The sequence below is a fragment of the Arthrobacter sp. Z5-13 genome (genome assembly GCF_056499105.1).
Genome location: NZ_CP096460.1, coordinates 4075247 through 4089864, shown reverse-complemented (window position 1 = coordinate 4089864; position 14618 = coordinate 4075247). Strand labels below are relative to the sequence as shown.

The 14618-nt window shown below is 61.5% G+C and carries 6 protein-coding genes; 1 reads left to right on the top strand and 5 read right to left on the bottom strand.

Annotated elements, in window-relative coordinates:
• Window positions 1-99: 99 nt before the first annotated feature.
• Window positions 100-1065, top strand: coding sequence for a hypothetical protein (locus M1E02_RS19040; protein ID WP_479375742.1), 966 nt, complete (start codon window positions 100-102; stop codon window positions 1063-1065).
• A 367-nt stretch (window positions 1066-1432) separates the two neighbouring features.
• Here M1E02_RS19040 and M1E02_RS19035 read toward each other — a convergent pair whose 3' ends face one another.
• From M1E02_RS19035 to M1E02_RS19015, 5 genes are all read right to left on the bottom strand, one after another.
• The gene (locus M1E02_RS19035) at window positions 1433-2002 is read right to left on the bottom strand and encodes an RNA 2'-phosphotransferase (RefSeq protein ID WP_479375741.1); all 570 of its coding nucleotides are present in this window, start codon (window positions 2000-2002) and stop codon (window positions 1433-1435) included.
• A gap of 97 nt (window positions 2003-2099) precedes the next feature.
• Window positions 2100-2465, bottom strand: a complete 366-nt coding sequence (locus tag M1E02_RS19030; protein ID WP_479375740.1) for a hypothetical protein — start codon at window positions 2463-2465, stop codon at window positions 2100-2102.
• Entirely contained in the window at window positions 2450-8713 is a 6264-nt protein-coding gene (locus M1E02_RS19025) for an RHS repeat-associated core domain-containing protein (RefSeq protein WP_479375739.1), read from the bottom strand. The genes M1E02_RS19030 and M1E02_RS19025 overlap by 16 nt, the downstream gene beginning before the upstream one ends.
• Window positions 8710-11532 carry a LamG-like jellyroll fold domain-containing protein gene (locus tag M1E02_RS19020; RefSeq protein ID WP_479375738.1) on the bottom strand — a complete coding sequence of 941 codons (2823 nt, stop codon included), beginning with the start codon at window positions 11530-11532 and terminating at the stop codon, window positions 8710-8712. The genes M1E02_RS19025 and M1E02_RS19020 overlap by 4 nt, the downstream gene beginning before the upstream one ends.
• On the bottom strand, window positions 11529-14372 hold the full coding sequence (locus tag M1E02_RS19015) for a LamG-like jellyroll fold domain-containing protein (RefSeq protein ID WP_479375737.1): 2844 nt from the start codon (window positions 14370-14372) through the stop codon (window positions 11529-11531). The genes M1E02_RS19020 and M1E02_RS19015 overlap by 4 nt, the downstream gene beginning before the upstream one ends.
• Window positions 14373-14618 lie beyond the last annotated feature (246 nt).

The window sequence follows — 14618 nt, the reverse complement described above, 5'->3', positions numbered from 1 at the left end:
AGAGCCCAACTTCGGGGCAGCCGCTCGGGTCAGTGCCGCTTGCCGGAACCGAGTACGTTGGAGGTCCCAATTCCAGCGCAAGCGAGCAACCTGATATGCATGCTCGGCCACCTGCACCCCGTTAAACCTATGCCCCAGTCCGAGCTCATGTTCTATGAAGCTCCCCTCAATCCGAGCCTTCTTGACGGCCTGCCTATCGCTTTTGATATGGAATCGGTGGCCCTCGAAGGCTTCGTTGGGCCCGTGCATAGAGAGGTGGAACCCACCGCCGTGCTTCCCCTCGAAGTCGAGATAGAAGTCCGTCTTCTTGGCGGTGATCTTCCAAATGTTGCCCCGAAGATAGTTATCGTCAGCGCTCAAGGCTATGAAGATCTCGCGTTTGCTCACGACTTGATCTTAATCGCGTCCTGGGCAACCTACACCATCGCCGCAGCAGAGGAACAACGCGCACGCGAACTGCAGGAGCGCCTCGATGCCCAGCGTGCAGCAGCCCGAGTGCAGCTGGCACCGGTAGGTCGGAAGGACTGGTGGGAGAAAGCCACCCCCGAAATGATCGAAAGCGCCCACCAGACAGCCACAGCATGGAAGGCATACGACCCCGAAGCCGCACAGGCGTCGGAGCAGGTCCGCGAGCAGATTCACGGCCGGTACGGCATAGACGTAAACGACACGGGCGCCAGCGAGGGATCAGTCTCGGCAGCCCATGCCCGCGCACAGCAGGCGCGCTCCGATGCCGAAAGTGAACGGGACAAAGCCTCAGCGGTACGGGCAGATGAAGCTGTTACCGTCGCTGCCGTTGCCGGAGCCAACAGGCAGGACAGTGCTGCTCAAAAGACGCAGGCGGATCCGGCCTATGACTCATCTGAGCGGCGCCAGCAACTGGCCGAAAGTCTCGACGGCAAGGGAGATCGGGAAGCCGTTAGCTCCCTGCTCTTGGCGGACAAACACCAGGGGACGCCAGCGCCAGCCGCCGTAGCCCACAGACCCTCCATTACCAAGACATCAAAGATGGCAAAGCAGGGTGGCAAGGGCACAATGCTAGAACGCGGCGGTTTGGAGCGTTAGTGCCCATTAAGTCGTAACAACGGTCCAACCATCCATGCTGATTTTGGTTCAGTGAAGGAAATCAAGTCGAGCAACACCGCTGCCGGACAAACCTCACGACCGTTCTAGGCCGAGCCGAGCGGAACGCCCGTCTCTGAGACGCAGCAGGGGAGAGGGGCGGGGGACGCGTGTGGCCCGGTAAGCCATCATCAGTCGTGCAGTGCAGGCCCGCCTGCGTACATCCACCGCGCAGCCCAGGCTCCTTCCACGTTGAAAATCGACTAAGCGAGAACATCAGAAGGCAATACGGATCCCTGATGAGGTCAAAAGCGAGTGGGTCGCACCTCCGAAGTAGGGCATACTCGAAAGGCATGCACCCGAGGGCGCGTTACGAACTTACGCCACCTTCCGGCATGTCAACGGAAATAAATTTTGGTGGCACCCGCTTACTGAGCCAAACAAGGTCATTGGCGCGGTAAAATTCAACTCCAGCCTCGCTGGCAGATGCTGCCGCGATCCTGAGAATTGCCGGGCTCCCGGCCTTCCTTTTTCCCACCAATACCGCCGTTTCTATATCCTTTGACATGTGCACGTATTGGCGCCCCATTGGGAGCAGGCCGTCGGTCAGTATGGTTTCTACACTCAATGGCGAGGTGCCATGGTACAGCATGGTTGGGGGGTGGGCGCTGGATACGGAGACCATTTGAGGAAGACTGTGGCCATACAAAGCTCGGATATTCTCACCATGGATCTCGTGACGAGGTTTGTTGGATTTTTCAATCATCGTTTTCAGGTCGGAGATTTTCAGGTCAGACCAGAGAGGGGTCTCGGTTCGAAGGGCAGATATTAGGTCCTCTAACCGAACCCAGCCTTCTTTATCAAGCTCAAGCTCATAGAGCCAGGGCTCATGACGAAGCGCGTGTGAAACTGCTTTGCTGAGCTTTTCAAGATTGACCACTTTGGTCCTCCACAATTCTTAGGTCCGCTTGATTTCAGCCCGCCCGTTGTGGAAAAGGGCATGAAAGAACCAGAGGAATCTGGATGGGACCAAAAGGTTATCTAAAGTCAAGCATGTCGTCGATGGCGACGTGCAGCCATGTCGAGAAATCCGCATACTCCCCGCGCCTCTCCCAACCTGGAGAGGCGAAGTCGTGGACGATCGATACCTGTCCCGTTTCCAGGTCCCAACATGCAACGTCATCATTGTCTTCCCGGCGCGCGAAGGGAACCAACCTTCGCTGCGGATATCGTTCCTTCAGCCCAGCGTAGCGGGTCCGAAGATTCTCTCCTGTTATGACCCACCACGGTTCCAGAGTCAGCAGGTCAAGTTCGATAAGCCGAAGGAACTCCGGCGGATAGTCAAAGCCCGGCGGTAGTTCTCCTCTTGCCAACAGCCCATTATCCATCAGTTTCCCGTCCATCCTGTGACTGATGATCCCGAAGGATATTTGCTCCTATAGGTGGAGCCTTGCTTTCCGATCCGTAGCCTCACAGCGTCTCCCCAAGTCTCCGGGATCCCCTTCCTTGTCGTCAGTCTATTGGCTTGTATGGGCGACAGTTGTTCATCGAAACCCCTTATATTGGCTCGCACATTAATTCCTGCTCGGTGGGCCGCTAAGAGCCGTGTGTTGTCGACTGTGGTCAACCCACCATCAGGCATCCTCACAGCGTCGATTGCATTCCCACGCCAACCTTTGGCTTTCATGCTGTCTATGATTTCCGCAGCATCATTGACAGAGGTCTGGCTGAACCGGATCGATGAAGGTGGAACAGAAGCAGCAGGTGGCATGCTGGCATGGGCCAAGGCGCTTTGTCCAAGACTCTTGCTATATTCCGCGCTTCTGACGGCGGCTTGTCGGGCCGCTGCGATGAGGCGGGGTGCCGAGTTGGCCGCGGCGCTGGCGGCATTTCTACTACTCGAGGTAGCGTTGCTTATCCACTTTCCAAGGTATGGGGCCGCTTTGCTGGCGACAGCTCCGGCTGCGCCGCCAAGGACTCCGCCGAAGGCTCCCCATGCTGCGGCTTGGCCCATTCCGGACCAGTATTCTTGCTGGCTTGGTGCGGATTTATTCCCTACTGCAACGTCCACGGCATTGCCTGCGGCGTATCCGGCGGCGGCGCTTACGGCGCCAATTCCGGCAGCTACGGCTAGTCCGCATACAACGGTGGCGACGCATGCGGAGGCCGCTGTGACCACTACTGCCGTCACCACAACGGTAACGACGACCGCGACTGCCACGTTGGCGATGGTTCCGGCGTTGTCGTGAACCCATTTACCGATGTCGCCCCACATGTCGAGCCCGGATGGGTCCGAGTAGTTGATGGGGTCATTGCCTGAGTAGGCATATGGTGTGAATGCGGCGGGCTTGTCCGTGTGGAGTATGGGGTCCGGGGCGGTGAATGCGCCAAGAACGGGGTCAAGGTCTCTTGCCCCGAGGTGGGTGAGGCTGCTTACAGTGTCTGCCAGTCCAGCTATGTAGCCGTTGACAGAACCGAACCCCGCGGGGTTGGCTGCATTGGAACCGACGCCTGTTGCGGCTGCTGGCGCCACTGAGTATGCTCCCGAGCCGGTGGCATTCTGGGTGGGTCCTCGGGCCAGTCCGGAGGGGTCGACGAACCGGGTGATGGCGGTGGCCAGGGTTGTCCCGTTGGTTGGCTGAACCACCGTCTGGGCTGTGTCGACGCTGTCACTGATAAGGAACATGAGTTTCACGGAACCGCCTGCCGCGGTGCGCTGGGCGACGGTCTTTCCCGCAAAGGTGTATGTGCAGGTCGCTGTCTTCACTCCGCTAGGGGTTGCGTGGGCGGTACGAGAGCCTACGGTCACGGTGGTTCCGCTTCCGTCGATGAGCCCGACGAGGTTTCCTCCGGCGTCGTAATAGCGGGTTCCGGTGCTTCCGGCTGTTCCCGCTCCGGGGGCGGGCGGGGTGCCTGCCCCAGCGGACGGGTTCGGGTTTGCCGGCAGTGTCGAAGGTCCGGTGGTGCTGGAGATCAGCCCATCGAGAGTGTAGTTGATGGTTTGTCCTGCGCGGCCGGACATGCGACCGGCCACGTCCCAAGTGAACGTGGAGGTTGTGGCCGGGCCGGATGCAGGGGTTGAGGTAAGGCTTTGGAGTCGGTGCGGTCCGGGCTGGCCGGCTCCCGGGTAGGTATAGCTTTCGGTGGTGGCCAGGGCGCCTGCGGCGTCGAATCTCTTGACCTGCGACCGGTCGCCCGAGGGTGTGTAGGCATAGGTCTGGGCGTAAGGTGCCAGTCCGCCGAGCCCGCTGACTGAGGTTGATGACGGGGAAGGGGCGTTGGCGCAGTTTTTCGTTGCGGGGGTCCAGACAGCTGCGAGGCGGGAGGCATAGTCGTAGTCGTAGCACTGGTAGTCCGCGGGGGTTCCTGGCCGGTTTCCGTAGGAGAGTTCACGGGCCGTGAGCTTCCCCGAGGGCGTGTAAGTGTAGGTGGTCGTGCCCAGGTCGGCGACGACACCCTTGGCCCTGTTGGTCGCCCACTGCTTAGCCATGCGTCCTGTGGTGGCGTCCCAGGAGAAGTACTGCTGGTTAAGCCCGGTTGTGTTGACCGTGGTGCTGTTGAAGTTCCGGTCGTACTGCTGGAACGTCGCGATGTCGTTCAGGTGGCTGTATTCGGTGGCGCCTGCGATGGTGTCGGCGTTCTGGTTCGCTATCGATGAGGGGTTTTCGAAGGAGTCATAGCCGAAGTAGAGAGTCTCTGCAGGCAGTCCTCCGATGGCGGGGCTGACCTGGGCTTTGAGATTGCCGGTGCTCGTGTAGGTCCTGGTGGTGGTGTAGTTTCCGGCGTAACCGGTGATTGATGCGGGAAGGGTGAGGGTTGTGGTTCTGGGAAGGTATGCCGCGTTGTATCCGGAAACGGCAGTTGTGACTGCCTGGTCGTAGTTGGGTCCGTTGTACCTGGTGGCGCTGCTGAGTTGCCCCTTCTTCTCCCCGTCATAGGTGATCGTCTGCAACGTCTTGGCTGTGCCGCCGGTCGGTGTGACTGTGGTGGCAGTTTTTCGGTCAAGGACGTCGAAGGTGCTGGTGGTTACGGTGCCCAAGGCGTCTGTGCTGGTGGCGGCCCGACCTGTTGAGTCGTAGGCGGTGGATAGTGTCCCGGTGTCGGGGTCGGTCGCGGAGATCTGTCGGCCGGCGGGGTCGAAGGACCAGGTCCATTGGTTGGCAGCCGTGTCGGTCATCGAGGTCATCTGCCCGAGGGCGTTGTACCCGTAGCTGGTGGTGTCCGGGGTTCCCGTGGCGGTGGTGCCCTTATAAAGCAGGCGGGTGGTGACGTTGCCTTCGGTGTTGACGATGGTCCGGGTTGCCGGTTCGTTGCCGGGTCCCGTGGTGGTGGTGGTGTCGGCGCCGGTGTAGTTGATCTGGGTGGCCCAGAGTTGTTGGTTGTCCATGGCAAGGGCGGTGACGGTGGTGATGCGGCCTGCACCGTCGTAGTCGTACTGGCTTGAGGACGGGACTGCCACGTTTGGGACCATGAGGGTTCCGCCGGGTTCGGCGTAGTAGTAGTAGTCGTTGTTGACGAGCCTCTTGGCCCCGTGGGTGTTGTAATACGTGTCGGTGGCGATCGTGCCCCCGCCGGGTGAATGTTTTTGGGTTTGGCGTATCCTCCCGAGGCCGTCGTAGATGTCGTAGCTGCTCATCGCTTCACCGGTGCCGTTGATGCTGGTGTGAACAATCCATGAGGGCGCGGTCTGGGAGATGGTGTAGCCGATGGCCTCGGTTGGGACGGCGTTGGTCGCCTGGGGACGCATGGGGTCCCACACCCCGGTGATGCGGCCGGAGGCGTCGTACTGGTAGCTGGTGACGTTGCCGTTCTCGTCTGTGCTGGTGGTCTTTTGTCCCCGGACAGTGTCGAAGGTAGTACTGGTCGTCCAGCCCAGTGGGTTGGTGGCGGTAGCTGATGTCGGCAGCCCTGAAGAGGGCGTATAGGCCACGGAAGTGGTCCGTGCGGTGCCGGTTGAGCTGTCGGTGGAGGTAACCGGCCGGCCGAGGGCGTCATAGGCAGTGGTGGATCCGGTCTGCCAGGTACTGACGGCAGTACCCGAAACAGCGGCGGCGACATCTGTCCGGGTGGTGTTACCCATGCTGGGGACTTGGTACCCGGCGGAGCCGGGAACAGCCGAGGCGGACGCGTCGTACAGGGTCCGGGTGGCCTGGATGATGTTCCCCCCGGGAGCGCCGTTGCTGGTGCAAGGCCCGGCATAAGTGCTCGTCGTGGCAGGCAGCGCCAAAAGGTTGGCTGCGGTGTTGTCAGCGTAGGCAGTTACCGTGCAAGTACCCGCTGATCCACCGGTTTCTCCGGTGTCGGAGACAGAGGTGATCCGGCCGAGTCCGTCGAAATGGTTCGTGGTGGTCGTTGTCTTGGATCCACCGGTGGCGCTGCTGGCCAGGATTTTCTTTTGCGACTGGGTCCCGATGTGACGGGATTGCGCTGCAACTGTCCCGGCACTGCCTGTCGCAGTTGGGGCAGAGGACCAGGGTGTTGTGATGGCGCTGGTCAGACGCGGCCCGGTTTCGCCAAGGAATTTTTCTGTTTCCACGGCAGAACCGGCCAACCAAGGGGAATCCGTAATAGTAGTGGCGTCCGAGAGGGTCACAGCTGAAGCGATTGTCCCGCCGCTGCCGTTGGACGGTGTCCCGTGGAGGCCACGGAGATACGTCGTAACGGCTGACGGGTTTTGGCCTGAAAGGCCGTTTCCCGAGATGGTTTTGACCTTGGCCCAGCCCGCATTAACTGACCAAGTGAGCTGCGATCCTCCCGCCCCTGCCACATATTTTGGCCCGGCGTACTTCCAGGCAGGGGTTCCCTGGTACTCGTACCGGCTGATCATGTCCGGGCTTCCGGAGCCGCCTGGCCCCGCGCTGGTGGATACCGAAGCGACCGGGTAGATGTGGAAGTAGTCCATCCTGGCAGGCTGGGCGATGGGGGTTGTTGGTGCCCACCACTGCGGGAAGCACCGCTTGGTGTTGGTTTCAGGGGATGCCGGGAGATTGCTGGGTGAACATTCGGGTGCCTGGTAAGTGACGGCGATGGAGGCGCCCGTAACGGTCTTGATCGAGGCGATCCGGTAGCGGTCCAAGGGAGCAAGTCCGTCCACGACCCAGACACGGTTCTGCAGTGTCTGGCCGCCGAACACTACCGGTGGGTCCGAGATGGTTCCGCCGACGCCTGTGGCGGTGTTGGCTCCCTTATGGTCTATGGAACCAAGCCAGAGGGCAGGCTTGGTCAGGTCGCCAGGGTCGGGCATGGAGTGGTGGAGTGTCCAGACGTCGGCGTCTTGGTAGGCGGTTGGGCCGGTTGCCGTACGGGTGGTGACCGTGAGCAGGCGCTGGTCTGTGTAGAAGGTCGGTGAATATACCGTGCAGGTTCCGGTGGGCTGGCAGGCGAGGCCGGAGGGGATGTCGTTGCCTACCGAGCAATCGACCCCGGTGCAGCGCCCCGTATATCCCATTTCGACGCGCAGGGGAGCGGGGCTGTCCAGTTCGCTGCCGGTCCGCATGCCGTAGTCGATGCGGGCAGGCCGGCTGGCACGCACATAGCTGAGCCTTGCACCTGTTCCTGCCTGGGCTGAGTAGCTGTTGGTGTCCTGTGTGTAGTAGATGGCCTGGGAGTTTCCGTGGACATCGAGGACGTAGTCCAGGTTCCAGGCGTAGGCCTGCTGACACAGGGATGCGGCGAATGACCCGGCGGCGCAGGGCTGGGATTCGTTCGCGGCCCCCACGGGAACAGTGTCGGTGGAGTTGGTGCTGACCTTGCCCGCGGCCCAGCCGGGAAGATGGTTCCTTCCGAAGAAGTACTGTGTCCCGTTGGTGTCGGTGAGTTTCCAGTAGCCGCCGTCGAAGGTGCCGTTGGCTCCGGCTGCAGTGAGGTATTCGATGCGGGTGTTGTCATCATTTTGCAGCCGGAACGTCCCGGTGGCTGCGTCCTTGATGACAGCCCCGGAGCGACCTCCGAAGGAAATACTGAACTGCTGACCAGCGGGGGACCCGCAGAGGTCATAGGAGTTGGGAACTCCCTGGTCCATGCAGGAGCTGAATCTCTGGCTGATGGAGCCCATACCGGCCAGGGACCAGCCGTCGCCGACGACGGATGCCTGGTTATTGGTAGCACTGGTCAGCCCGTCGATGGAGGACGAGTCATAGGCCAACGCCAGAGAGGGTGTTGGCCCGGCGGGTGCTTCTCTTGTGCTGAACGGGTAGCTCCAGGTGAACGCACCGGTCTGGCCCGTGACGCCCCACGCCCCGGAGGATGCCCCGGGCAGTCCGGTGAAGTCCCCGGCTCCCTTATCGTTGGCCGGAACCGGAGCCATAGGCGCGCCACCGAAGACGGCCTTCTTGATAGTCAGGCCGTTTTTGGTGTCGGATGCGCTGGCGGGTTCTCCCGCAATGATGGCTGGGCTTGTGCCCTCCACCGTTCCTTGGGTCCTTGCGGGGTCTTCACCGTTCAGGAAAGGGCGGGGGGCTGTTGGTGTGGTGTCTACGGACCATGGGCTGACGTCGACGGAAGTGACGGTGTCCATCTTCGCCGGTGTCCAGTCCTGTCCGCTGCCCGCGACGAGCGCGAACAGGCCCGCGCCGGTCACGGCTACGGCTGCGCTGACAGCAAGGACCAGTGTCCTGTATCCGGTGATGGCCGGTGAGAATACCTTGTTCATTTCAGAACCCCTGTCGTGCCGTTGAAGCTGATTTGTGCCAGACCGAATTGTTCTGGGGTGAGGACCGCCTGGGTCATGACGGGGTTCAGGATCTGGCCGGTGAACTGGCCGGAGCCGCCTGCTGCGGCGGTGCCCAGCAGTACTGGCTGCGTTGCCGGGGCAGCTATATGTGCTGCCGCTGATGTGGCGGTTGTCCAGGTTCCGGTGTATCCGTTGTTGGTTTTGGTGATGCGGAGCTGCCGGTTAATCCTGTCGTAGACAGCTGAGATGAAGGACCAGGTATTTGCCGTCAGCGCCGGGACACGTTGAACTGATTCCTGGCCAGCACCGTTGGTCCCGGTCCAGGTATCGAACTGGGCTTTCCCGCTAGTATTCAGTCGCAGTGCCCCTCCCGGTGACCCTGTTCCGGCCATCTGGGTGATCAGAGACTGGACTCCGGAGCTGACTGGTGTGGTGGGGCAGAACCAGCCCGACACGCTGAAGCTTTGCGAGGTATCGACGGCACGGGAAACAGTGCTGGCATACTGGCCTGGTGCGCTGAGCTGCAGGACTGTGCTCCGTTCAAGCGCATCAGAGTCGGCGGGCAGTCCGCCCTGGCATGATGTGGCTACCGGGATCTGGTTGCTGGTTTCTATCTCCACCCATGACGCCCCGCCCTGGGTGGTAACCGGGAGTATCTCTGACGGATCAGGAGCAGTGCTGCCCATGCTGAACTCATAGGTGACCGGGGTGCTGTTGACTTGCTGGTTGACGTTTCCTGCCTGGTCGAAGGACCAGACGGTCAGCCAGCTACTTGATCTTACGGCTCCGATAGTGATCGGTGTCGTTCGTCCGCCTGAAGGGCAGATGACGATGTACTCCCCGAACCGGGCATCACAGCTGACCTCGCCAGGGAACGTTGGCGTCTCACCGGCTCCGGTTACCGCGTAGACAAAGCCTTTGGCGGGGTAGGGTCCGTTGTTGTTGAGGGTGAAGGTGTATGGGGTGGCGCCGACCACGCCGGCAGCATCCGTGTGGCTGGCGTCAAAGGCTGCGGGGGCTGCGATGGTCGGCGGTGCGGGGGCTGTCGTGTCGACCTTGAAGCTGAAATGCATCACCCCTGAGCCGACTCCTTGTTGGTCAACGGCGTACGCTTCGAGCACGTAGTCCCCGTCAGCGAGGACTCCGCCCTGCCAGGAGGGGTACCCGCCCCAGGCGTCCACGGGGAGCCCGTTAGGTGTTGTGAACAATGCCTGTCCTGAGGTGTTGCGGACGGTCATCCACACGTTGATGGCACCGCCGGCGGACCCGTCAGGGTCCCAGGTCCCGACCTGGTAGACGGGCTGGCGATGGCGGGTGACGTAGGTGGAGCCAGCGGCGAACGGGGTTCCGGTCCAGAGGGCACCGCTGATTGACCAGATCCATGGGGTGACGGGGGGTGTGTCATAGGTGATGATCATGGAGGCGTCGTTCGCGAAGCGCTTCCAGCCAAGGGGATCTGATTCTTCGTTGGCTGAGAGGGCAACTGTCCACTGGGGCGAGTTCGAGAGTTGGCTCTTGGCCGATCCCATGTCGAAGCCGACGGTTCCGGCAGGGCACGCTGCGGAGTAGCCCATGGCCACTGTTTTCTGATCCACGTAAGTCAGCAGCGCAGGCTGGGTGTTCCAGGTGGTGCTGGGCCAGATTCCGGCTGCGACCCATGCATTTACACGCCTGGGCGTGCAGGAGGAGGACCAGGTCTCGGTGGTGTTCATCCTGGCCGCGAGAATGACTTTCCCCGCCAGGAGATGGGTATCGAACTGATAGAACGTACGGGTCAGGTGGTTGACGCCGTCGGGTGCCCAGTTGGCGGGAAGGTAGCCGACGTGTCCGGTCGAATCTGTGTACTGGCCGTTCCAGTAGGGAGTGTTCGGGTATGCGCTGTCGACGTAAACGTAGGAAGTCCTGACCACGCCCCAGTCCGGATCCACGAAGAGGGGGAACTTCAGGTTCGGGGTGCTGAGGATCTGGTCCATCCCGAAGATCTGGGTCTGCTTACCGTTCTCGGTTCCCAAGGTTAGGGAGAATGTCCGGGTCAGGCCATGGCCCCCCGGATCGGAGGCCGAGGCCCCGATCTGGGAGGAGTCCCACCACTGGCCATCCGCGGTGCGGAGCTCAACGGCGCCGGTGTCATTGCCCCGGGCAGTGAGTCCTCCGTTCCCATCGTCCTGGACAGTGACGTTCTGGGCATCGAGCAGGATACGCATCTGAATAACGCGGGGGTCTTTGGCCGCTTCAGGTGTAGCGATTTTCAGGACCTGGGAGACGCCGCTGTTGTTCGCGACCTGGATCAGGTCCACGCCGGGAAGAACCGACGGGTACGTAGCGGTGTTGCCTTCAACCAGGGGTTCCGGCAAGGCCCCGAACGGCCAGGACTGCTTGATCGAGTGCCCGTGGCCGTTATCAAGGGTGGCCATCGTTGTGGATCCCTTGGTGCCAAGGGTCACTGCGACCGGCACCATTTCAGGGGCGAGGACCTGCACGCCAGCGACGTCCTTGCGGACAAGGTCCGTTGAGATGTCCGCCCAGCCCTCGCCGGACTGCATCCGTACGGGCTCGTTGCTGATGGTCCGGGTGAAGGTCCCGTCAGGGTGGGCTACGGTCTGCCCGGTGGGGGTTGTTGCAGACTCAACCACAACGTCACCTCCCTCAGAGGAGGCCTGTTCACTGGCTAGGGTCTCGGTCATCACTGTGCCCGCCGGAAGGGCTGCTGAGAGGGACGGCACAGCGGTGACAAGACCCGCGGCAAGGGCAAGGGAACAGAGCGCACGCAAGGGCGCGGAGAACGGAATTCCGCTCAACTCAGTACACCTGTCTGGCCGTTGAAGGCGCTTTGAGCCAAATTGAACTGTCCTGGGGTGAGGACCGCTTGAGTCATGACCGGGTTGAGGATCTGGCCTTTGAATTGTCCCGACCCGCCTGGCCCGGCGGCTCCGAGGAGGACGGGTTGGTTTGCCGGGGAGGCTATATGGTTCGCCGCCGAAGTGGCGGTCGTCCAGGTTCCGGTGTAACCGTCACCTGAGACAGTGATCCGCAGTTGCCGGTTGATCCTGTCGTAAACAGAGGAGATGAAGTACCAGGTGTTCTCTGCCAGTGCAGGAACACGCCGGACTGATTCCTGGCCGGCGCCGTTCGCGGCTGTCCACGTATCGAATGTGGCGTTCCCGCTGGTGCTCAGTCTCAGCGCCCCGCCGGGGGAACCTGCTCCGGCCATCTGGGTGATCAGAGACTGGACCCCGGAACCGACCGGTGCGGTCGGGCAGAACCAGCCCGAGACGCTGAAGCTCTGCGAAGTGTCGACCGCCCGCGAAATAGTGCTGCCGTACTGTCCCGGAGCGCTTAACTGCAGAACAGTGCTTGTTTCAAGCGGGTCGTTATTCGGGTCGTTATCTACAGGAAAGCCACCCTGGCACGACGTGGCTACCGGGACGTGGTTGCTGGTTTCGATTTCGACCCATGTCGCCCCGCCCTGGGCGGTAACCCCGAGTACGTCCTCGGGATCATCGGCAACACCGCCCATGTTGAATTGGTAGGAGACAGGTGTGCTGTTGACTTGCTGGTTGACGTTTCCGGCATAGTCGAAGGACCAGACGGTCAGCTTGCTGGTGGAGTCGACGGCCCCGACCGTAACAGGTGCGGTTCTCCCACCGGCCGGACAGACCACGACGTACTCACCAAACCGGGCATCGCAGCTGACGTTGCCAGGGAACGTTGGCGTATCACTTGCCCCGGTGACGGCATAGACGAAACCGCGGGCCGTGTAAGGTCCGTTGTTGTTCAGGGTGAAGCCGTACTCCGTCGCTCCGACTACGCCCGCCGGGTCGGTATGACTAGTGTCAAAAACGGCGGGCGCCGAAATTGTCGGAGGTGCTGGCGCGGTCGTGTCCACGGTGAAGTAGAACTGCATCACGCCGGAAACCTGGCCTTGCTGGTCCTGGGTTTGAGCCTGCAGCTGGTAGTTTCCATCCGGCAACACACCACCTTGCCAGCTCGGATAGCCCCCGGATCCCGGTGTTGTGACTGGAGTGTGCGTCTGGGCCATGACTTGCCCGGCTGCGTTGAAAACGCTCATCCATACATAGATAGAGCCACCAGCATCGCCGTCGGGGTCGCTCGCACCTACCTGGTAGATCGGCTGTTTTTGCCGCGTGACATAAGTGGACGCGAAGGGAGTCCCCGTCCACAGCGCACCGCTGATAGTCCAGATGTGGGGCGTGTTCGGTTTGGTGTCATACGTGACGATCAGGGAGGCGTCGTTCGCGAATCGCTTCCAGCCAAGTGGATCCCCTTCGTTGCCTGCCCTCAGCATGACGGTCCATTGGCCCACGGTGGAGATGATGTTTTTGGCTGATCCCATGTCGAAGCCGAGGGTCCCGGCCGGGCAGGAGGCGGAATAGCCCATTGCCGCAGCCTTAGCGTCGACCTTGGCGACGAGTCCGGGCTGATTGTTCCAGGTAGTTCCGGGGCTGACGCCGCCAGTGACGTAGGCATCAACCCACGTAGGGGTGCAGGACGATGACCACGTCTCGGTTGTGTTCATCCTTGCCGCGAGGATGACCTTGCCCGCCATGGCCGAGGTGTTGAACTGGTAATAGCCTCGGGTGGTGTGCGACACCCCGTCAGGTGCCCAGCTCGGGGGAAGGTAGCCGACATGGACTGTCGAATCGGTGTATTGGCCGTTCCAGTAGGAAGTGCCGGCGTATGCGCTGTCGACATACACGTACGAGGTCCTGACCACGCCCCAGTCAGGGTCCACGAACAAAGGGAACTTCAGGTTCGGGGTATTGAGGATCTCACCCATGCCGAAGTTCTGTGCCTGTTTTCCCTTGTCCGAGCCCAGGCTCAGGGCGAAGGTCCTCGTGAGGCCAGGGCCGCCCGGATCGGAGGCCGAAGCACCTTCATGCGAGGAGTCCCACCACTGTCCGGCAGCTGTGCGGAGTTCAACAGCGCCGGTGTCCTTGCCCTGGGCGGTGAGCCCGCCCTTCCCGTCGTCCTGGACGGTGACGTTCTGCGAATCCAGGAGGATGCGCATGCGGATCACGCGGGGGTCTTTGGCGGCTTCGGGGGTTGCGATTTTTAGGACCTGGGAGACGCCGGTTTTGTGGGCGATCTGGATCAGGTCCACGCCGGGAAGAACCGAGGGGTAGGTTGCGGTGTTGCCCTCAACCAGGGGTTCAGGCAGGGGGCCGAAGGGCCAGGACTGCTTGATCGAGTGCCCGTGGCCGTTATCGATGGTGGCCATCGTGGTGGAGCCCTTGGTCCCGAGGGTCACGGCTACGGGCACCATTTTGGGGGAGAGGACCTTCGCCCCGGCCTGGTCCCTGGTGACAAGATCGGTTGAGATGTCGGCCCAGCCATTCCCGGTTTGCATCCGTACCGGCTCGTTGCTGATGGTCCTGGTGAATGTCCCGTCGGGGTGGGCTACCGTTTGCTCGGTGGGTGTCGTTGCGGATTCGAGCACGACATCGGTTCCCGCTGAGGAGGCCTGGTCACTGGCGAGGCCCTCCGTCATCACCGCCCCGTTAGCCGGAACATTCCCGGACGGGGCGGCTGCGGAAACGGCCGGGATAGCGCTAACAACGCTCACGGCGAGGGCCACGGAACAAAGCGCGCGCAAGGGCGCGGAGAAGGGAATTCCCACGTGAGAACTTTCCAGAAGAAGGGAAGTGTGCGGGGTTCCCAATAAAGTCCGTTTACCCAATACACGGGATAGCTGAGAGAAAGCTACATGGATTCCCTGCCTACGCGCAATACCGAGATTTCATGACGAAAAAATGTCGGAACAGCGCATCTAAGAAGGCGGAATTAGACAGCTTCCTTACGACTATCGTGTGCCGGCACCTCCACTTGACCTCACCAATATAGATTCTTAAGGTGAGGTCGCCGC